Genomic DNA, 19,159 nt, shown 5'->3' on the forward strand with positions numbered 1-19,159 from the left:
GACTACTTGTCGTCAGACTTGGCTTCCTCGGCAGGAGCCTCGGTGGTCTCCTCGGCAGCCTCATCGACCGTCGGGCCCTCGGTGGCCTCGGGCTCGACAGCGGCCTGCGGCGCGGCAGCCGCGGCCACCTTCTGCGCAGCGTCCGCACGACGCGCACGATTGGCCTCGGACGTCACGGTCTTCTCCCGGACCAGCTCGATGACGGCCATCGGGGCGTTGTCGCCCTTGCGTGCCTCCACCTTGATGATCCGGGTGTAGCCGCCCTCGCGGTCGGCGAAGAAGGGTCCGATCTCGGCGAACAGGGCGTGCACCACGTCCTTGTCGCGGATCTTCTTCATGACCTCACGCCGGTTGTGCAGCTGGCCCTTCTTGGCGTGCGTGATCAGCTTCTCGGCGTACGGACGCAACGCCCGGGCCTTCGGCTCAGTGGTCTTGATGCGGCCATGCTCGAACAGTGCGGTGGCCAGGTTGGCCAGCAGCGCCTTCTGGTGCGAGGACGACCCGCCGAGGCGAGGACCCTTGGTGGGTTTGGGCATTGCGACTATCTCCTAAGTGGGGCCGGTCCCCGTATCAGGTAGGACCGGGACGATTCTCTTTCGGGCGGGCGAAGCTGGGTGGGTATGTGCCCAGGCCCTGGTGGGCTTAGAGCTGTTCGGTTTCGGCGAAGTCCTGGTCGGCGTCCGAGTCATACCCGGTGTCACCGGTCCAGGTGCCGGTGGCCACGTCGTAACCGGCCACCTCGGACGGATCGAAGCTGGCCGGGCTGTCCTTCAGCGACAGACCGAGCTGATGCAGCTTGATCTTGACCTCGTCGATGGACTTCTGCCCGAAGTTGCGGATGTCGAGCAGATCGGACTCGGTACGCGACACCAGCTCGCCGACAGTGTGCACTCCCTCGCGCTTGAGGCAGTTGTACGACCGGACCGTCAGGTCCAGATCGTCGATGGGCAGCGCGAACGAGGCGATGTGATCCGCCTCGGCCGGCGACGGCCCGATCTCGATGCCTTCGGCCTCGACGTTGAGTTCGCGTGCCAGACCGAACAGTTCAACCAGCGTCTTACCGGCCGAGGCCAGGGCGTCGCGCGGGCTGATCGAGTTCTTGGTCTCGACATCGAGGATCAACTTGTCGAAGTCGGTGCGCTGCTCGACACGGGTGGCCTCCACCTTGTAGGTGACCTTGAGGACCGGCGAGTAGATGGAGTCGACCGGGATCCGGCCGATCTCCGCGCCGGAGGCCTTGTTCTGCACGGCGGGCACGTAGCCACGGCCCCGCTCGACGACCAGCTCGACCTCGAGCTTGCCCTTGTCGTTGAGAGCCGCGATGTGCAGATCCGGGTTGTGCACCGTCACACCGGCCGGCGGCACGATGTCACCGGCGGTGACCGCACCCGGGCCCTGCTTCCGCAGGTACATGGTGACCGGCTCGTCCTCCTCGGAGGACACGACCAGACCCTTGAGGTTCAGGATGATGTCGGTGACGTCTTCCTTCACCCCGGGGACGGTGGTGAACTCGTGCAGCACACCGTCGATGCGGATGCTGGTGACCGCTGCGCCCGGGATGGACGACAGCAGCGTGCGCCGCAGCGAGTTACCGAGGGTGTAACCGAAACCGGGCTCCAACGGTTCGATGGTGAACCGGGACCGGTTGTCGGCCAACACATCTTCGGACAGTGTGGGTCGCTGAGAAATCAGCATGTTGTGTATCTCCTTCTCGGCACCCGCTATTTGATGCCGTCTGGGGTGGCCGCACCCGGGCTGGGTGCGGACCGGTTACTTCGAGTAGAACTCGACGATGAGCTGCTCGGCCAGCGGCACCTGGATCTGCGCGCGCTCGGGGAGCTGGTGCACCAGGATGCGCTGACGCTCGCCGACGACCTGCAACCAACCCGGGATCGGGCGCTCGCCCGCGGCCTGACGGGCAGCCTCGAACGGGAACGTGTTGATCGACTTTTCCTTGATGTCGATGATGTCGTACTGCGACACCCGGTAGCTCGGGATGTCGACCTTCACACCATTGACCAGGAAGTGGCCGTGGCTGACCAGCTGGCGCGCCATCCGCCGGGTGCGGGCCAGGCCGGCCCGGTAGACGACGTTGTCCAGGCGGCTTTCCAGGATCTGCAGCAGGTTCTCGCCGGTCTTACCCGTCTGGCGATTGGCCTCTTCGTAGTACTTGCGGAACTGCTTCTCCATGACGCCGTAGGTGAAGCGAGCCTTCTGCTTCTCCTGCAGCTGGGTGCGGTATTCGCTCTCCTTGATCCGCGCGCGGCCGTGCTGGCCGGGCGGGTAGGGGCGCTTCTCGAAGGACTGATCGCCGCCGATGAGGTCGACGCCGAGGCGACGCGACTTGCGGGTCGCGGGTCCGGTATAACGAGCCATTTTCTCTTATCCTCCCTAGACCCGGCGCCGCTTGGGCGGACGGCAGCCATTGTGCGGCTGCGGTGTGACGTCAGAGATCGCGCCGACCTCCAGGCCGGCGGCCTGCAGCGAACGGATCGCGGTCTCGCGGCCCGAACCCGGGCCCTTCACGAAGACGTCGACCTTCTTCACGCCGTGCTCCTGCGCCTTGCGGGCAGCGTTCTCGGCGGCGAGCTGCGCGGCGAACGGGGTCGACTTGCGCGAACCCTTGAAGCCGACATGGCCCGACGATGCCCAGGCGATGACGTTGCCCTGGGGATCGGTGATCGAGACGATCGTGTTGTTGAACGTGCTCTTGATGTGAGCGGCGCCGTGCGGGACGTTCTTCTTTTCCCTGCGGCGGGTCTTCTGACCCTTCTTGGCGGCGGTGCCGCCCTTCTTTGCCTGTGCCATCCGGGGTTACCTGGCCTTCTTCTTGCCGGCGATGGTGCGCTTCGGGCCCTTGCGGGTACGCGCATTGGTCTTGGTGCGCTGTCCACGCACGGGCAGGCCGCGACGGTGCCGCAGGCCCTGGTAGCAGCCGATCTCGATCTTGCGACGGATATCGGCCTGAACCTCGCGGCGCAGGTCACCCTCGACCTTGAGGTTGGCTTCGATGTAGTCGCGCAGCTGGGTCACCTGATCATCGGTCAGGTCCTTGGTGCGCAGGTCCCGGCTGATGCCGGTGGCTTCCAGGATCTCCTGGGAGCGGGTACGGCCAACGCCGTAGATGTAGGTCAGCGCGATCTCCATGCGCTTGTCGCGCGGGAGATCAACGCCCATGAGACGTGCCATCAGGCAGTGTTTCCTTTTCTATGCGGAGGTCTGATCCCAGTCCGTTCCCCGTCGTATCGGGGTCCGGCCTCCGTGCCGGACGTGGTTTGAACTGCCCATCTCATTCAGATGCCAACAGTTCAGTGGTACTGGGAGGTCTGCATTCAGTTGTGGGTGGTGCTGGTTCAGCCTCGAAAATCGAGACCTAGCCCTGCCGCTGCTTGTGGCGGGGGTCAGAGCAGATCACCATGACCCGCCCGTGCCGGCGGATCACCCTGCACTTGTCGCAGATCGGCTTGACGCTCGGGTTCACCTTCACGGCTTCGCGATCCTTCTGTGTTCATTTGTGACTCGCGCGGACGCTCGCCACAGTTCGGTCGTGACTCGCACAAGAGTGCTCGCCACAGGTCGTGGTTGTTGCGGTTGTGGACGCGGGTTACTTGTACCGGTACACGATGCGGCCCCGGGACAGGTCGTACGGAGAGAGCTCCACCACGACGCGGTCCTCGGGCAGGATGCGGATGTAGTGCTGCCGCATCTTGCCGCTGATGTGGGCCAGAACCTTGTGTCCGTTCTCCAGCTCAATGCGGAACATCGCATTGGGCAGAGGCTCGACCACGCGGCCCTCGACCTCGATGGCACCGTCTTTCTTGGCCATACTGGTTGGCGATCCTTGTCTTCGTTTCGTATCTCTTATGCGCCCGTTACCGGCGCAACCCCAAACCGACTGCACAACGTGGGCCGGATCGGCAGAACGACGAAGTACTAGACCACGAGTTCCAGGACAGGGCACGCAAAGAGTCGGCGCGGAGGCCGCACCGTTGGTCCACGATACCCGCTGTTCTGGCCTGCGCCAAAATCGTGCGGGAATGCCCTACCGGGCCGCTGACACCGGCCCGGTACGGGAAGGCCGCAGGTCTCACCAGACCAGGGCCGTCCCACTCTGCCGACCGGCGTTGACCCTTGTCGAGGCGGCCGCGAACGGGCAACGTGACATGTTCAGCGGTTCTGGAAGGGAGCATGATGGTCGACTCGGCCGGAGGAACGCAGGACGCCGGAACAATCGTCGTCGGGATCGATGGCTCGCAAGCATGCCTACCCGCGTTGGAATGGGCCGCTTCGGAAGCCGAACTACACGGGGCCCCGCTGACCGTGGTGCATGCCGGCGCGCTGCCGGTCAGCGTGTGGCCCGTGGCGCCCGTCCCCGACGAGTACCTGGACTGGCAGGCCGAGCACGGCCGCGAACTCCTCGACGAGGCTGCTCGAGTCGTGGCGGAACGAACCGGCGGGGCCGTTCCGGTGACGACCCGGTTCGCCGTCGCCACCCCGACGGCAACCCTCGTGGAGGCGTCGCGCACGGCTGCAATGGTGGTGGTGGGTTCACGCGGTAACGGCGCATTCACGCGCGGCTTGCTGGGCAGCGTCAGCACGGGGCTGATACATCGCGCCCACTGTCCGGTGGCGGTGATCCACGACGACGAACCCGCCCCCGCCACCGATGCGCCGGTGCTGTTGGGTTTCGACGGGTCACCCGCTTCCCGATCGGCCATCGCATTGGCCTTCGGCGAGGCGTCCCGACGCAAGGTGGGTTTGATCGCGATGCACGCCTGGTGGTCCCCCGGCGTGTTCGAACTTCCGGGGTTCGACTGGGAGACGGTACGTCCCGAAGTCGATGCGCAGATCCGCGATCAGCTCGCCACCTGGGAGCAGCGCCATCCCGCGGTGCCGGTCGAACGTGTCGTGGTCGCCGATGAACCCGCCCGCCGGATCGTCGAGCGATCGGCATCGACTCAGCTGGTCGTCGTCGGCAGCCGCGGACACGGCGCCGTCATGAGCGCCCTGCTGGGCTCGGTGAGCAACTCGGTCGTCCAGGCGGTCAAGGTTCCGGTGATCGTGGCCAGATAACCGGCCGCTTCACCCGCCCGGCGGCAGACTGGACGGTGACCTGCGCAGACACGGAGGTGCGAATGCCCCTTTCGACGATGAGAGCGTGGCGGGTGCGCACACCGGCGCCGATCGACACGCGCCCGTTGGAGTTCGTCACCACCGAGGTGCCCGTGCCCGCCGACGACGAAGTCCTCATCGCCGTGCGTACCTGCGGGGTATGCCGCACCGACCTGCACGTCACCGAGGGCGACCTGCCCGTGCACCGTCCACACGTCACGCCGGGACACGAGGTGGTCGGGGAGGTGGTGGCGCGCGGACGCGATGTCACCGCACCCGCCACCGGTGCGCGGGTGGGCGTGGCGTGGCTGCGGCACACCTGCGGGCGGTGCCGCTACTGCCGGGCCGGTCGGGAGAACCTCTGCCCGCACAGCCGGTACACCGGTTGGGACGCAGACGGTGGCTATGCGGAGTTCGTCACCGCACCCGCTGCCTACGTGTACGACCTGCCGGCCGGTTACAACGACCAGGAACTGGCGCCACTGCTGTGCGCCGGGATCATCGGCTACCGGTCACTGCGCCGCGCCGCGCTGCCGGCCGGTGGCCGGCTGGGGATCTACGGCTTCGGCGGCAGCGCACACATCACCGCGCAGGTCGCGCTGGCCGAGGGCGCCGAAGTCCATGTGATGACCCGGGGCGAGCACGCCCGCAGGTTGGCGCTCGAGCTCGGCGCCGCCTCCGCGCAGGGGGCCGACGCTCCCCCACCCGTGCCGTTGGACTCCGCGATCCTGTTCGCACCCGCAGGCGAATTGGTATTACCGGCGCTCGCGGCTCTCGACCGCGGCGGCACCCTGGCCATCGCGGGCATCCACCTCAGCGACATCCCGGTGCTCAACTACCAGCACCACCTCTTCCAAGAGCGCCAGATCCGCTCGGTCACATCGAATACCCGCAACGATGCCCGCGAGTTCCTGGCCTTCGCCGAACGTCACCGGATCGAGATCAGCGGCCCGTCCTACCCGCTGGACCGGGCCGACGACGCGTTGGCCGACCTCGAATCCGGATCGGTCACCGGCGCCGCGGTACTACACATTGCCTGACGTCGCCGCCCGCTTCATCAGATACCCAAGTCCTTGCTTGCGCCGCGCTTTCGGGCACCGGCGTTCTAAGGTCGAAAAAGACCCGAGCACAGGTTCCGATCAGGTCCGAGGGAGACGAGATGACGACACATCACGGGATAGTCGTCGGAGTCGACGGTTCACCGGACTCCGAGAACGCTGTGGTGTGGGCCGCGAAGGAAGCCGCCCTGCACGATGTGCCGCTCACTCTGGCACACATCAGACCCGACACCCGGGCCTACACCTGGTACGAGATCTCCGTCGCCGAGGAACTTGCCCGGATCTCCGTCCAGCGTGGTCGCGAAATCCTCGACAGCACAACAACCCTCGCCGAGCGGTCGGTGACCGATGGCGGACCGCTCACGCTGCGCGAGCACGTCGGCGAAGGCAATGCGGTGTCGGTGTTGACCGACCTGTCCGGCAGCGCCCAGATGATCGTGGTCGGCAGTCGGGGACTCGGCCGGGTGGGTCGCGTGCTGCTGGGTTCGGTCAGCGCCGCGCTGATCCGCCATGCGCACTGCCCTGTCGCGGTGATCCATCCGCCGGCCGATCCCGAACTGCATTCCGCGCAGGCTCCGGTCGTGGTCGGCATCGACGGATCCACGGCCTCCGAGGCCGCGGTGGCGGTCGCCTTCGACGAGGCGTCCCGGCGCGGAGTGGAACTCGTTGCGGTGCACGCCTGGAGCGATCTGACGGTGTACGCGTACCCCGCCGAGGAGTGGCTGACCTTCCAGCCCCGGGCCGAGGAGGTGCTGGCCGAGCGTCTGGCGGGTTGGCAGGAGCGCTACCCCGACGTGACCATACGGCGGGTGGTGGTCTGCGACAGGCCCGACCATCAACTGCTGGCCCAGGCGGCCTCGGCCCAACTCGTCGTCGTCGGCAGTCACGGCCGTGGCGGGTTCGCCGGGATGCTGCTCGGATCGGTCAGCCGCACGGTGGCCGAATCGGCCGATGCACCGGTGATCGTCGCGCGCTCATCCTGATCGCCGCCGCCCCGGCCCCGTCTACCGCTGGGCGGTCGCCTTGATCGTGGCGAGGGTCTGCGGGATTCCGCTGTGCGCCAGTTCGGACCGCGCGGCGATCTGGGCGTCGGCGTCCTCACCGAAACGCTCCCGGAAGCCGGCCAGCCCCTTGGGCAGGAACCGCCAGTACTGGGTCAGCCGGGAACCGCCTTCGGCGGCTTCAATGGTGAAACCCCACCGCACCCAGCCCTCGTTGACCTCCCAGGCGAACTCGCGGCCGGGGTCGGCGGCAACCACCTGGCTGCGTGTCTCCCAGGTCCGCTCGGGCAGCACGTTCCGGCCGGTGAACCAGGCTCCGGCGACGGCACCGGCAGCCGGGTCGTCCCACCAGCACTCCTTGCAGACCGGGCTCCACTGCCCCATCCGGGTGATGTCGGAGACCAAGGCGTACGTGGCGTCCGGGTCCAGCGGGAGGTCGATCGAGTCGGAGAATTCGAGGGCGGTCACGTCCCGGAGTCTAGGCGGCCCCGCCGAACTGCTCCGGGGCGCCGATATCCGCTGGACCGTCGGCGCATACTTATAGGCGATGCCCGGATCTGATCAGCCTCGCTTGCCAGCAATTCTCACCGTGGACGACGATCCCGCGGTGTCGCGCGCGGTCGCGCGCGATCTGCGCCGTCACTACGGGGAGCGGTATCGCATCATCCGCGCCGAATCCGGTGCCGACGCCATCGACGCGCTCAAAGAGCTCAAGCTGCGCGGGGACACCGTCGCGGTGCTGGTCGCCGACTACCGGATGCCGCAGATGAGCGGCATCGAGTTCCTGGAGAAGGCGATGGACGTCTTCCCGCTGGCACGGCGAGTGCTGCTCACCGCCTACGCCGACACGACCGCCGCGATCGACGCCATCAATGTCGTCGACCTGGACCATTACCTGCTCAAGCCGTGGGACCCGCCGGAGGAGAAGCTCTACCCCGTCATCGACGGGCTGCTGGAGGAATGGCGCACCGTCGGTGACCGGGGCATGCCCTACACCAAGGTGATCGGGCACCGGTACAACGACCGGTCCTGGGAGGTCCGGCAGTTCCTGGCGCGCAATCAGTATTCGTTCCGCAGTGTGAACGCCGACGAACCCAAGGGCATGCAACTGCTCGACGCCGCCGGCCTCGACGACAGCCGGCTACCGGTCGTCATCACCGAGAAGGGCGAGAAACTGGTCGCGCCGACCGACGCGGAACTGGCCGCGCTGCTCGGGCTGTCCACCAGCCCACAGCTGGAGATGTACGACCTGGCCGTCATCGGCGGCGGTCCCGCCGGTCTGGCGGCCGCGGTGTACGGCGCCTCCGAGGGCCTCAAGACCGTCCTGATCGAGAAGGCCACCACCGGCGGCCAGGCCGGGCGAAGCTCCAGGATCGAGAACTACCTCGGATTCGAGAACGGCGTCGGCGGCGCCGCATTGACCACGACGGCGCGCCGGCAGGCCGAGCGCTTCGGCGCCGAGGTGATCACCACCCAGGAGGCGGGCCGGCTGAAGTCCGGCGGCATCGGCGCCGCGCACACGATCCATCTCAACGACGACGCGACCATCGGGGCACGGGCGGTCATCCTCGCCACCGGGGTGGACTACCGCCAGCTGCAGATCAACGGCTGCTGGGAGAACCCCGACGACCCGGACTGCGCGAACTACATCGGCCGGGGCGTCTACTACGGCGCCTCGGTCTCGGACAACACCGAATGCGCCGGTGAGGACGTCTTCATCGTCGGTGGCGCCAACTCGGCGGGCCAGGCGGCGATGTACATGTCGCAGACCGCTAGGTCGGTGACCATGCTGATCCGCGGGCAGTCCCTGGAAGCGGGGATGTCGCAGTACCTGGTGGACCGGATCACCGCGACCCCGAACATCGCCGTGAAGACCTGCACCGAAGTCGTCGGCACCATCGCCGAGGACGATCACCTGGCCGGGCTGACCCTGCTGAACAAGCGGACCGGAGAGACCGAAACCGTGCGCTGCGACCGGATGTGCTGCTTCATCGGCGCGACCCCGCGTACCCAGTGGCTGGAGGAGGCGGGAATAGCCCGCGACGATCACGGCTTCATCTTGTCGGGGCCCGATCTGCGCGACAAGGTCGGGTGGACGCTGGACCGTCCGCCCCATCACCTGGAAACCAGCGTTCCGGGGGTGTTCGTCGCCGGGGACGTGCGCTCGGAATCGGCCAAGCGGGTCGCCGCCGCCGTCGGTGAGGGGTCCATGGCGGTGATGTTGGTGCACAGGTATCTGGCCGAGACCTAGAACGACGCGGAGAGAAGGACACATGGCTTCCAGCAACGGCGCGGGCCCAGACGCCGCGGTCACAGCGAACGCGGTCACAGCGAGCGACGAGCCGTGTGTCCGCGACGAACTGCGGACACTGTTCCTGTTCGAGCACCTCGCCGACGAACAGCTGGACATCCTCTGCGAGGCCGGACACATCGAGACATTCCCGGCCGGCCCGCTGTCCCAGGAGGGTGAACCCGCCACCTGCTTCTACGTCATGATCGACGGCGAACTGATCATGTCCAAGCGGTCCGGCGGCGTCGACATCCAGACCAACCGCACCTCGCAACGGGGCGTGTACTTCGGCGCGTGGTCGGCCTACATCCCCGGTGAGGAACAGAGCTATCAGGCCTCGGTACAGCTGACCCGGCCGTCGCGCTGCTTCGTACTGGACGCCAACGACTTCGCCGAGTTCATGCGCACCCAGTTCCCGATGGCCGTACACCTGCTCGAAGGCCACCTCGTCGGCAGTCGCAGGCAGAGCCAGATCATCGGGCAGCGGGAGAAGTTGCTGGCGCTAGGCACCATCACCGCCGGGTTGACCCATCAGCTCAACAATCCGGCCGCCGCGACCGCCCGGGCGGTCGCCGATCTGCGTGAGACCGTCGGCAAGATGCGGCACAAGCTGGCCATGCTGGCTGACGGCAAGTTCTCCCCCGAGGCGCTGTGTGTGCTGATCCGCATCCAGGACGAGGTCGCCGAGCAGGTGGCCAAGAACCGCGACGTCGATCTCACCGCGCTGGAGGCCTCCGACCGCGAGGACGCGATCGGTGACTGGCTGGAGGACCACGGCATCGCGCTGGCCTGGGACTACGCCCCGACTTTTGTCGAAGCCGGGCTCGACACCGACTGGTTGGAGAAGGTGCTCGCCTCGGTGGACGAGGTCGACGCGACCGCGTCGCTGCAGAGCGCGATCGGCTGGCTGAAGTACACCATCGACAACGAACTGCGGATGAACGAGATCGCCGAGGCCAGCAAGCGGATCTCGGCCCTGCTGGCCGGCGCCAAGCAGTACTCGCAGATGGACCGCGGCGCCTACGGCAGTGCCGACGTCCACGAACTGCTGCGCAGCACGATCATGATGTTCGGCGACAAGATCGGCGGCCCGGGCAAGGGCAAGCCGGTGTCCATCGTCAAGGACCTGGACAAGACACTGCCCGAACTGCAGTGCTATCCAGGCGATCTCAACCAGGTGTGGACCAACATCATCGACAACGCGATCCAGGCGATGGACGGCGAGGGCACGCTGACTCTCCGCACCTCCCGAGAGAGCGAACAGATGATCCGGGTGGAGATCTGCGATGACGGCCCAGGCATCCCGGAGGAGATCATCGACCGGATCTTCACCCCGTTCTTCACCACGAAACCGTTCGGTGAGGGCACCGGGCTCGGCCTGGATCTGGCCTGGCGGATCGTGGTGGAGAAGCACGGCGGCAACATCTCGGTGCAGTCCAAGCCCGGTGACACCCGCTTCGCGGTCTGCCTGCCGTTGATCGCCCCGGCACCGATCACCCCGACCCCGGGCGAACTCGCGTCCGCCGGCACCGAGTAGTTCGGATCAGCGCGCGCGAATCGGAATGTGCACCGGGTCGCCGTCGTTGACGCGGACATGACGAAACCAGACTTGGGCACGTTCGGCGTCTTCGGCCACTACGCACAGTGGCAACAGCTCTCCCGGGAACAGCTCCGTGACATCGAGGCGCTCGGATACGGAGCGCTGTGGGCCGGCGGTTCCCCGCCCGCCGAGTTGGACTGGGTCGAACCCATCCTGGCCGCCACCGATTCGCTGAGGGTCGCCACCGGCATCGTGAACATCTGGACCGCGGCGGCCGGGCCGGTCGCCGAATCGTTCCACCGCATCGACAAGCAGTATCCGGGCCGCTTCCTGCTCGGCATCGGCGTCGGCCATCCCGAGGCCCAGACCGAGTACAAGAAGCCTTACGACGCGCTCACCGAGTACCTCGAAACCCTGGCCGCGCACGATGTGCCCTCCGACCGGGTGGTGGTCGCCGCGCTGGGCCCGCAGGTGCTCAAGCTCTCGGCGCGCCGCAGCGCCGGCGCCCACCCCTACCTGACCACCCCGGAGCACACCGCCACCGCGCGCGAGCTCATCGGACCCGACGCGTTCCTGGCCCCGGAGCACAAGGTGGTGCCCACCACCGACGCCGACGCCGCCCGCGCCATCGGGCGTAAGGCCCTGGCGGTCTACCTCGATCTCGCGAACTATCTCAACAATTGGAAGCGGCTCGGGTTCACCGACGAGGACGTGGCCAAACCGGGCAGTGACGCGCTGGTGGACGCCGTGGTGGCCTACGGCAGCACCGAGGCGATCGCCGCCCGCCTGCGCGAGCATCTCACCGCCGGCGCCGATCACGTTCCGGTTCAGGTCCTGACGGGTACTGACAAGCTGATACCGGTGCTGGCCGACCTGGCCGGGCCGCTCGGCCTGCAGTAGACGAATTTCCGACGTAAGGACGCACATGACTGACGCTGTCTCGCTCAAACCCGACCTCGGCCGCTACGGCGTCTGGACGTTCGGCACCCCCAAGCCCGAACAGGCCGCCGAGATCGAGCGGCTCGGCTACGGCGCGATCTGGATCGGCGGCTCGCCGGCCGGGGACCTCAACTACGTCGAACCGCTGCTGGAGGCCACCGAGAACCTTCAGGTCGCCACCGGCATCGTCAACGTGTGGACGGCCGCGGCCGAGGAGGTCGCCGAGGCCTATCACCGGGTGGAGAAGGCTTTCCCCGGCCGCTTCCTGCTCGGGATCGGGATCGGCCACCCAGAACACACCGAGGAGTACCGCAAGCCCTACGACGTGCTGGTCGAGTATCTCGACGTGCTCGACGCGCAGAAGGTGCCGACCAGCCGGCGGGTGATCGCCGCGCTCGGGCCCAAGGTGCTCAAGCTGGCGGCCGCCCGCAGTGCCGGCGCCCACCCGTACCTGACCACACCCGAACACACCGGGCAGGCCCGTAATCTCATCGGCAACACCGTGTTCCTGGCACCCGAGCACAAGGTGGTGCTCACCGACGCTTCGCCCGATGCCGCCGAGCAGGCCCGCGCTGTCGGCCGCGACACCGTGGACTTCTACCTCAATCTGAGCAACTACCTGAACAACTGGCGTCGGCTCGGGTTCACCGAGGAGGACATCGCCAAGCCGGGCAGCGACCGGTTGATCGACGCGGTGGTGGCGCACGGCGGCGCGTCCGCGATCGCGGCGAGGCTCGGCGAGCATCTGCACGCCGGCGCCGATCACGTGACCATCCAGGTGCTGGGTGGCTGGGACAAGCTGATCCCGACGTTGACCGAACTGGCCGGCCCGCTGGGGCTGCGGGGGTAGACCACTAGGGTTTAGCCCATGCGCCTGCTGGTCACCGGTGGCGCCGGGTTCATCGGCGCCAACTTCGTGCACCTGATGCTGCGCGAGAATCCCGAGGTCGAGGTGACGGTGCTCGATGCCCTCACCTACGCCGGCAGCCGGGAATCGCTGGCCCCGGTGGCCGACCGGATCCGCCTGGTCACCGGGGACATCACCGACGATCCGCTGGTCGACGCGCTGGTCGGCGCGACCGACGCGGTGGTGCACTTCGCCGCCGAGACCCACGTCGACAACGGACTGGCCGACCCGGCCCCGTTCCTGCGCTCCAACGTGATCGGGACCTTCACGGTGTTGGAGGCGGTGCGCCGGCACGGGACGCGGTTGCACCACGTCTCGACCGACGAGGTATACGGCGATCTGGAGCTCGACGATCCGGCCCGTTTCACCGAGGACACCCCGTACAACCCGTCCAGTCCCTATTCCTCGACCAAGGCGTCCGCGGATCTGCTGGTGCGGGCCTGGGTGCGGTCCTTTCGCGTGCGAGCGACAATCTCCAACTGCTCCAACAACTATGGGCCCTACCAGCATGTGGAGAAGTTCATCCCCCGCCAGATCACCAACGTGCTCACCGGGCGCCGCGCGAAGCTGTACGGGGCCGGGGCCAATGTGCGGGACTGGATCCACGTCGACGATCACAACGCCGCGGTGTGGCGGATCCTGACCGAGGGCCAGATCGGGCGCACCTATCTGATCGGTGCCGACGGGGAGCGCGACAATCTCTCGGTCCTGCGCACCCTGCTGCGGCTGATGGACCGCGACCCGGACGATTTCGAGCACGTCACCGACCGGGCCGGCCACGATCTGCGCTATGCGATCGACGCTTCGGCGCTGCGTGACGAACTGGGCTGGCGGCCGGCCCACACCGACTTCGAGGCCGGTCTGCGGGCCACCATCGACTGGTATCGGGACAACGAATCCTGGTGGGGCCCTTTGAAGAACGACGTCGAGGCCAAATATGCGGAGCGCGGCCAGTGACGGCGCGCGAACTCGCGGTCCCGGGAGCCTGGGAGATCACCCCGACGGTGCACACCGATGCGCGCGGGCTGTTCTTCGAGTGGTTCACCGCTCCCGGTTTCACCTCGATGACCGGGCATCGCTTCGACCTGGCGCAGGCCAACTGCTCGGTGTCCGCGGCCGGGGTGCTGCGCGGTGTGCACTTCGCCGAGTTGCCGCCCAGCCAGGCCAAATACGTCACCTGTTTGCGCGGGTCGGTGTACGACGTGGTCGTCGACATCCGCGTCGGCTCCCCCACCTACGGGCAGTGGGATGCGGTGTTACTCGACGAACACACCCACAACACGGTGTATCTGTCCGAGGGGCTCGGGCACGCTTTCCTTGCGTTGGAAGACAATTCGACGGTGATGTATCTGTGTTCGACGGGTTACGCACCGCAGCGCGAACACACCATCCTGGCCACCTCACTGGGTATCGAGTGGCCCGCCGGGCATACTCCCGTGCTGTCCGAGCGTGACGCGGCCGCACCGACCCTCGACGAGGTGCGCGCCGCCGGGCTGCTCCCGACCTGGGCCGACAGCCAGGCGTTCGTGCAGAACCTGCGCGCCGCACAACTCGGCGACTGACGGGCTCGCGCCGGGCCGCACCGTCGGCACACGTGAACAAGATCGCATACCTGTACACCGATTTCGTCTTCTGGCTCACAGTCGGACCCCCGGCCGGCCGACCTCACAATGGGCCCTTGCCAAAGCCCTCGCTCGATTACTAGGATATGCAAGTATCTCGGCTTTCCGCCGGACTTCTAAATCTGCACACCTTTGGACGGATGTCATGACCACACAGATTCCGCACTTCATCGACGGCCAGCGCAGCAACCTGGCTTCCACCCGCACCGCCGATGTGCTCAACCCCAGCACCGGCGAGGTCCAGGCCCAGGTGCTGCTGGCCAGCAAGGCCGACGTGGACACCGCCGTCGCCTCCGCCGTCGAAGCCCAGAAGACCTGGGCCGCGTTCAACCCCCAGCGCCGCGCCCGGGTGTTCATGAAGTTCATCGACCTGGTCAACCAGAACTCCCAGGAACTGGCCGAACTGCTGTCCATCGAGCACGGCAAAACCGTCGCCGACTCGCTGGGTGACATCCAGCGCGGCATCGAGGTCATCGAGTTCGCCATCGGCATCCCGCACCTGCTCAAGGGCGAATTCACCGAGGGCGCCGGAACCGGCATCGACGTCTACTCGATCCGCCAGCCGCTCGGCGTCGTCGCCGGCATCACCCCGTTCAACTTCCCGGCGATGATCCCGCTGTGGAAGGCCGGACCCGCCCTGGCATGCGGAAACGCGTTCATCCTCAAGCCTTCCGAGCGCGACCCGTCGGTGCCGCTGCGGCTGGCCGAGCTGTTCATCGAGGCCGGCCTGCCCGCCGGTGTGTTCCAGGTGGTCCAAGGCGACAAGGAGGCCGTCGACGCCATCCTGACCCACCCCGACATCCAGGCCGTCGGATTCGTCGGCAGCTCCGACATCGCGCAGTACATCTACTCGACCGCCGCCGCGCACGGGAAGCGTTCGCAGTGCTTCGGTGGGGCCAAGAACCACATGATCGTGCTGCCCGACGCCGACCTCGACCAGGCCGTCGACGCGCTCATCGGCGCCGGCTACGGCAGCGCGGGTGAGCGCTGCATGGCGATCAGCGTCGCCGTGCCGGTGGGCAAGGAAACCGCGGACCGGCTGCGCGCCAAGCTCGTCGAGCGGGTCAAGCAGCTGCGCGTCGGGCACAGCCTGGATCCCAAGGCCGATTACGGGCCACTGGTCACCGGCGCCGCCCTTGAGCGGGTCCGCGACTACATCAACCAGGGCGTGGAAGCCGGTGCCGAGATCGTGGTCGACGGCCGTGAGCGTGCCACCGACGAACTGACCTTCGACGATCAGAGCCTCGAAGGCGGCTACTTCATCGGCCCCACCCTGTTCGACCATGTCACCACCGACATGTCGATCTACACCGACGAGATCTTCGGCCCGGTGCTGTGCATCGTGCGCGCCGAGGATTACGAAGAGGCGCTGAGCCTGCCCACCAAGCACGAGTACGGCAACGGCGTGGCGATCTTCACCCGCGACGGTGACGCCGCCCGCGACTTCGTCTCCCGGGTCCAGGTCGGCATGGTCGGCGTGAACGTGCCGATCCCGGTTCCGGTGGCCTACCACACCTTCGGCGGCTGGAAGCGCTCCGGCTTCGGCGACCTCAACCAGCACGGCCCGGCTTCGATCCAGTTCTACACCAAGGTCAAGACCGTCACCGAGCGCTGGCCCTCCGGCATCAAGGATGGCGCCGAATTCGTCATCCCGACCATGAAGTAGTCGGCCGTGTTCGAACTCGACGACGACGAACGCGTCATCACCGAGACGGCTGCCGCGTTCGCCGCCAAACGCCTTGCGCCGCACGCTCTGGAGTGGGACGAGACCAAACACTTCCCCACCGATGTGCTGCGCGAGGCCGGCGAACTGGGCATGGGTGCGATCTACTGCGGCGAGGATGTCGGCGGCAGCGGCCTGCGCCGCATCGACGCCGTGCGCATCTTCGAGGAACTGTCCGCCGCCGATCCGGCGCTGGCCTCGTTCATCTCGATCCACAACATGTGCGCCTGGATGGTCGACACCTACGGTAGCCAGGAACAGCGCAAGACCTGGATTCCCCGGCTGGCGAGCATGGAGGCCCTGGCGAGCTACTGCCTCACCGAACCCGGGGCCGGCTCGGATGCGTCCGCGGTGCGGACCAAGGCGGTCCGCGACGGCGACGAGTGGGTCCTCGACGGTGTCAAGCAGTTCATCTCCGGCGCCGGTGTCTCCGACATCTACCTGGTGATCGCCCGCACCGGCGCCGACGGGCCCAAGGGCCTGTCCGCTTTCCTGATCGAAAAGGACACGCCGGGACTGAGTTTCGGGACCAACGAGGCCAAGATGGGTTGGAACACCCAGCCCACCGCACAGGTCATCATGGAGGGCGCGCGGGTGCCCGCCGACGCGATGCTCGGTGGGCTCGACGGTGAAGGCGCCGGTTTCGGGATCGCGATGAACGGGCTCAACGGCGGCCGCATCAACATCGCGGCCTCATCGTTGGGCGGCGCGCGGACGGCCTACGAGAAGGCGGCCGGCTACGTGCGCGACCGTCAGGCCTTCGGTGGCGCGTTGATCGACGAGCCCACCATCCGGTTCACGCTGGCCGATATGGCCACGGCGCTGGAGACGTCGCGGATGATGTTGTGGCGGGCGGCATCCGCGCTCGACGCCGGATCCCCGGACAAGGTCGAGCTGTGCGCCATGGCCAAGCGCTACGTGACCGACGCGTGCTACGAGGTCGCCGACTCCGCACTGCAGCTGCACGGCGGATACGGCTATCTCAAGGAGTACGGACTGGAGAAGATCGTCCGCGACCTTCGGGTGCATCGCATCCTGGAGGGCACCAACGAAATCATGCGTGTGGTCATCGGCCGGGCAGAAGCCGCCCGGGCCCGGGCCGCCGGTTAGGAAGGTCGGCCGAATGAGCTTTCAGACAAAAGTTGTCGCTTTTCTGGGACTGGGCAACATGGGTGGGCCGATGGCCGCCAACCTGCTGGCGGCCGGCCACGCCGTACAGGGCTTCGACCCGGTCCCCGCGGCCAAGGATGCGGCGAAGGCCAACGGCGCCAGCGTCTTCGACAGCGGCGCCGAGGCCGTTGCCGGGGCCGACGTAGTCATCACCATGCTGCCCAACGGCGCCCTGGTGAAGAGCTGCTACGCCGAGATCCTGCCGGTGGCCGCTGCGGGCGCGCTGTTCATCGACAGCTCCACCATCTCCGTCGACGACGCCCGCGAGGTGCACAAGCAGGCCGCCGAGCACGGGTTCGCCCAACTCGACGCACCCGTCTCCGGCGGCGTGAAGGGTGCGGTGGCCGGCACCCTGGCCTTCATGGTCGGCGGTCCCGATGATGCTGTCGAGGCCGCCCGCCCAATCCTGGAAGCCATGGCGGGCAAGATCATCCACTGCGGCGCCTCCGGCGCCGGCCAGGCCGCCAAGGTGTGCAACAACATGGTGCTGGCCGTCCAGCAGATCGCCATCGGCGAGGCGTTCGTGCTCGCCGAGAAGCTCGGGCTGGACAAGCAGTCGCTGTTCGACGTGATCACCGGGGCCACCGGCAACTGCTGGGCGGTGCACACCAACTGCCCGGTCCCCGGCCCGGTACCGACGTCGCCGGCGAACAACGATTTCAAGCCCGGTTTCGCGACGGCGCTGATGAACAAGGATCTCGGTCTGGCGATGGCCGCCGTGCAATCCAGCGGCTCATCGGCCCCGCTGGGCACCCATGCCGCCGAGATCTACGCCAAATTCGCTCAAGACCACGCGGACAAGGATTTCAGCGCGGTCATCGAGTACATCCGCAACGGATAGCCGCTACGCGGCTGGACCCGGATTGCCGCCTACGCGGCTGGACCCGGATTGCCGCCTACGCGGCGGACGGGCTGTGCTGGTCCCACCAGCGGGCGTGTAGGCGTCGACAGCTCGCCAGCCGCAGCGGGTCCGTGACCCCGGTGTACCCGGCCCGCACCGCGGCCGCCGGCCGGTTCCCGCCGGCGGCGGTCTCGATGAGCACGGTGGCCAGTCCGGCCGCATTCGCGGTGCGCAGCCCGGCGGCCGACCCCGTGATCGCCAGCGCATCGTGCGACGCCACCCCGAGTTCGGCCAGCGCGTGACCGAACATGTCGGTGCCGACCAGGTCATCGGCGGTCACCACGGATTCGACGAGACCTTCGCCGACGAGCTGACGGACCAGCGGCTCGGCCCAGCTGCGCCGCCCGTTGGTCACCACACTGACCGGGATGTGCGCGACGAAGGCGTCCATCACCAGGTCATGCAGACCCGGCCGGGGTGTCACCCCGGCGTCGAGGATCATCTCCTCGAACATCATCTCCTTGGTCGCGCAGATCTCGTCGACCAGCATGTTCACCAGCACGTCGCACTCGGTGCCCACACAGCGTTTGCGCAGTTCGGCGGTGACGCGTTGGCGTTCATCGGACAGTGCCAGCAGCTGACGGTAGCGCTCGACGCTCCACTGCAGGGACAGCCCGAGCGCGGCGAACGCCGCGTTGTAGACCACCCGGTGCCCGTCGAGGTCCAGGTCCGCCAGTGCATCGAGGTCGAAGATCACCCCACGCAGCGGGTACGCCGCGGGGTCCTCGGGTTCGTCGCCGAGCCACCAGAACTGACCGACGGTGGGCCGTGTTTTCTCCTGATGCATGATCACCCGCTCAGAGTGGCCCATGTCACATCGTGGCCGCGTCCCCCGCTAGGGGGATTGGGCAGGCCAGGTCGGACTCGTCAACTTTTCCCAGCAGCGCCGCCGTCCA

Annotated in this window: 21 protein-coding genes; 12 read left to right on the plus strand and 9 right to left on the minus strand. The window is 67.4% G+C overall.

What is annotated here, in order from left to right:
- Positions 1 to 2: 2 nt before the first annotated feature.
- The 7 genes from rplQ to infA all read right to left on the minus strand — a co-directional run bounded on the left by rplQ (position 3) and on the right by infA (position 3,826).
- Positions 3 to 536: a 50S ribosomal protein L17 gene (gene rplQ / locus V4U86_RS22610; protein ID WP_395308126.1), complete on the minus strand. Its 534-nt coding sequence runs from the start codon at positions 534 to 536 to the stop codon at positions 3 to 5.
- A 106-nt stretch (positions 537 to 642) separates the two neighbouring features.
- Positions 643 to 1,695 (minus strand): DNA-directed RNA polymerase subunit alpha, encoded by a 1,053-nt coding sequence (locus V4U86_RS22615; protein WP_395308127.1) that lies wholly within the window; start codon positions 1,693 to 1,695, stop codon positions 643 to 645.
- 75 nt (positions 1,696 to 1,770) lie between these two features.
- The gene (gene rpsD / locus V4U86_RS22620) at positions 1,771 to 2,376 is read right to left on the minus strand and encodes a 30S ribosomal protein S4 (RefSeq protein WP_395308128.1); all 606 of its coding nucleotides are present in this window, start codon (positions 2,374 to 2,376) and stop codon (positions 1,771 to 1,773) included.
- A gap of 15 nt (positions 2,377 to 2,391) precedes the next feature.
- A complete protein-coding gene (rpsK, locus tag V4U86_RS22625) occupies positions 2,392 to 2,808 on the minus strand; it encodes a 30S ribosomal protein S11 (RefSeq protein WP_019512358.1) in 417 nt (138 codons plus the stop codon).
- Between the two features lie 6 nt (positions 2,809 to 2,814).
- The gene (gene rpsM / locus V4U86_RS22630; protein WP_067963615.1) at positions 2,815 to 3,189 is read right to left on the minus strand and encodes a 30S ribosomal protein S13; all 375 of its coding nucleotides are present in this window, start codon (positions 3,187 to 3,189) and stop codon (positions 2,815 to 2,817) included.
- A 184-nt stretch (positions 3,190 to 3,373) separates the two neighbouring features.
- Positions 3,374 to 3,487 (minus strand): 50S ribosomal protein L36, encoded by a 114-nt coding sequence (rpmJ, locus tag V4U86_RS22635; RefSeq protein WP_003879483.1) that lies wholly within the window; start codon positions 3,485 to 3,487, stop codon positions 3,374 to 3,376.
- Positions 3,488 to 3,604: 117 nt separating this feature from the next.
- On the minus strand, positions 3,605 to 3,826 hold the full coding sequence (infA, locus tag V4U86_RS22640) for a translation initiation factor IF-1 (RefSeq protein WP_003418601.1): 222 nt from the start codon (positions 3,824 to 3,826) through the stop codon (positions 3,605 to 3,607).
- 365 nt (positions 3,827 to 4,191) lie between these two features.
- Between infA and V4U86_RS22645 the strand changes: the two genes are divergently transcribed.
- From V4U86_RS22645 to V4U86_RS22655, 3 genes are all read left to right on the plus strand, one after another.
- Complete coding sequence (locus tag V4U86_RS22645) at positions 4,192 to 5,073, plus strand: universal stress protein (protein ID WP_395312172.1); 882 nt, start codon at positions 4,192 to 4,194, stop codon at positions 5,071 to 5,073.
- A 62-nt stretch (positions 5,074 to 5,135) separates the two neighbouring features.
- Complete coding sequence (locus V4U86_RS22650; protein WP_395308129.1) at positions 5,136 to 6,152, plus strand: zinc-binding alcohol dehydrogenase family protein; 1,017 nt, start codon at positions 5,136 to 5,138, stop codon at positions 6,150 to 6,152.
- A 119-nt stretch (positions 6,153 to 6,271) separates the two neighbouring features.
- A complete protein-coding gene (locus tag V4U86_RS22655; protein ID WP_395308130.1) occupies positions 6,272 to 7,153 on the plus strand; it encodes a universal stress protein in 882 nt (293 codons plus the stop codon).
- 21 nt (positions 7,154 to 7,174) lie between these two features.
- Here V4U86_RS22655 and V4U86_RS22660 read toward each other — a convergent pair whose 3' ends face one another.
- Positions 7,175 to 7,639 (minus strand): SRPBCC family protein, encoded by a 465-nt coding sequence (locus V4U86_RS22660; protein ID WP_395308131.1) that lies wholly within the window; start codon positions 7,637 to 7,639, stop codon positions 7,175 to 7,177.
- 79 nt (positions 7,640 to 7,718) lie between these two features.
- Between V4U86_RS22660 and V4U86_RS22665 the strand changes: the two genes are divergently transcribed.
- The 9 genes from V4U86_RS22665 to mmsB all read left to right on the plus strand — a co-directional run bounded on the left by V4U86_RS22665 (position 7,719) and on the right by mmsB (position 18,203).
- Entirely contained in the window at positions 7,719 to 9,422 is a 1,704-nt protein-coding gene (locus V4U86_RS22665) for an FAD-dependent oxidoreductase (protein WP_395308132.1), read from the plus strand.
- Positions 9,423 to 9,444: 22 nt separating this feature from the next.
- On the plus strand, positions 9,445 to 10,998 hold the full coding sequence (locus V4U86_RS22670; protein ID WP_395308133.1) for an ATP-binding protein: 1,554 nt from the start codon (positions 9,445 to 9,447) through the stop codon (positions 10,996 to 10,998).
- Positions 10,999 to 11,055: 57 nt separating this feature from the next.
- Entirely contained in the window at positions 11,056 to 11,901 is an 846-nt protein-coding gene (locus tag V4U86_RS22675; protein WP_395308134.1) for an LLM class F420-dependent oxidoreductase, read from the plus strand.
- 25 nt (positions 11,902 to 11,926) lie between these two features.
- Positions 11,927 to 12,790 (plus strand): LLM class F420-dependent oxidoreductase, encoded by an 864-nt coding sequence (locus V4U86_RS22680; protein WP_395308135.1) that lies wholly within the window; start codon positions 11,927 to 11,929, stop codon positions 12,788 to 12,790.
- Between the two features lie 18 nt (positions 12,791 to 12,808).
- Positions 12,809 to 13,804 (plus strand): dTDP-glucose 4,6-dehydratase, encoded by a 996-nt coding sequence (rfbB, locus tag V4U86_RS22685; RefSeq protein WP_395308136.1) that lies wholly within the window; start codon positions 12,809 to 12,811, stop codon positions 13,802 to 13,804.
- Positions 13,801 to 14,409 (plus strand): dTDP-4-dehydrorhamnose 3,5-epimerase family protein, encoded by a 609-nt coding sequence (locus V4U86_RS22690; protein WP_395308137.1) that lies wholly within the window; start codon positions 13,801 to 13,803, stop codon positions 14,407 to 14,409. Before rfbB ends, V4U86_RS22690 begins: the two co-directional genes overlap by 4 nt.
- A 205-nt stretch (positions 14,410 to 14,614) precedes the next feature.
- A complete protein-coding gene (locus V4U86_RS22695) occupies positions 14,615 to 16,135 on the plus strand; it encodes a CoA-acylating methylmalonate-semialdehyde dehydrogenase (protein ID WP_395308138.1) in 1,521 nt (506 codons plus the stop codon).
- Positions 16,136 to 16,141: 6 nt separating this feature from the next.
- Positions 16,142 to 17,302, plus strand: coding sequence for an acyl-CoA dehydrogenase family protein (locus tag V4U86_RS22700; protein ID WP_395308139.1), 1,161 nt, complete (start codon positions 16,142 to 16,144; stop codon positions 17,300 to 17,302).
- 13 nt (positions 17,303 to 17,315) lie between these two features.
- A complete protein-coding gene (mmsB, locus tag V4U86_RS22705) occupies positions 17,316 to 18,203 on the plus strand; it encodes a 3-hydroxyisobutyrate dehydrogenase (RefSeq protein ID WP_395308140.1) in 888 nt (295 codons plus the stop codon).
- Between the two features lie 55 nt (positions 18,204 to 18,258).
- On the opposite strand, the gene V4U86_RS22710 is transcribed toward mmsB, so the two are convergent.
- A complete protein-coding gene (locus V4U86_RS22710) occupies positions 18,259 to 19,074 on the minus strand; it encodes an HAD hydrolase-like protein (RefSeq protein ID WP_395308141.1) in 816 nt (271 codons plus the stop codon).
- Positions 19,075 to 19,159 lie beyond the last annotated feature (85 nt).

The organism is Mycobacterium sp. AMU20-3851, from assembly GCF_043974665.1.
Lineage (GTDB): Bacteria > Actinomycetota > Actinomycetes > Mycobacteriales > Mycobacteriaceae > Mycobacterium.

Coding starts and splice junctions, on each gene's coding strand:
- rplQ (WP_395308126.1), bottom strand. CDS start 536: ATGCCCAAACCCACCAAGGGTCCTCGCCTCGGCGGGTCGTCCTCGCAC.
- V4U86_RS22615 (WP_395308127.1), bottom strand. CDS start 1,695: ATGCTGATTTCTCAGCGACCCACACTGTCCGAAGATGTGTTGGCCGAC.
- rpsD (WP_395308128.1), bottom strand. CDS start 2,376: ATGGCTCGTTATACCGGACCCGCGACCCGCAAGTCGCGTCGCCTCGGC.
- rpsK (WP_019512358.1), bottom strand. CDS start 2,808: ATGGCACAGGCAAAGAAGGGCGGCACCGCCGCCAAGAAGGGTCAGAAG.
- rpsM (WP_067963615.1), bottom strand. CDS start 3,189: ATGGCACGTCTCATGGGCGTTGATCTCCCGCGCGACAAGCGCATGGAG.
- infA (WP_003418601.1), bottom strand. CDS start 3,826: ATGGCCAAGAAAGACGGTGCCATCGAGGTCGAGGGCCGCGTGGTCGAG.
- V4U86_RS22645 (WP_395312172.1), top strand. CDS start 4,192: ATGGTCGACTCGGCCGGAGGAACGCAGGACGCCGGAACAATCGTCGTC.
- V4U86_RS22650 (WP_395308129.1), top strand. CDS start 5,136: ATGCCCCTTTCGACGATGAGAGCGTGGCGGGTGCGCACACCGGCGCCG.
- V4U86_RS22655 (WP_395308130.1), top strand. CDS start 6,272: ATGACGACACATCACGGGATAGTCGTCGGAGTCGACGGTTCACCGGAC.
- V4U86_RS22665 (WP_395308132.1), top strand. CDS start 7,719: ATGCCCGGATCTGATCAGCCTCGCTTGCCAGCAATTCTCACCGTGGAC.
- V4U86_RS22670 (WP_395308133.1), top strand. CDS start 9,445: ATGGCTTCCAGCAACGGCGCGGGCCCAGACGCCGCGGTCACAGCGAAC.
- V4U86_RS22675 (WP_395308134.1), top strand. CDS start 11,056: ATGACGAAACCAGACTTGGGCACGTTCGGCGTCTTCGGCCACTACGCA.
- V4U86_RS22680 (WP_395308135.1), top strand. CDS start 11,927: ATGACTGACGCTGTCTCGCTCAAACCCGACCTCGGCCGCTACGGCGTC.
- rfbB (WP_395308136.1), top strand. CDS start 12,809: ATGCGCCTGCTGGTCACCGGTGGCGCCGGGTTCATCGGCGCCAACTTC.
- V4U86_RS22695 (WP_395308138.1), top strand. CDS start 14,615: ATGACCACACAGATTCCGCACTTCATCGACGGCCAGCGCAGCAACCTG.
- mmsB (WP_395308140.1), top strand. CDS start 17,316: ATGAGCTTTCAGACAAAAGTTGTCGCTTTTCTGGGACTGGGCAACATG.
- V4U86_RS22710 (WP_395308141.1), bottom strand. CDS start 19,074: ATGGGCCACTCTGAGCGGGTGATCATGCATCAGGAGAAAACACGGCCC.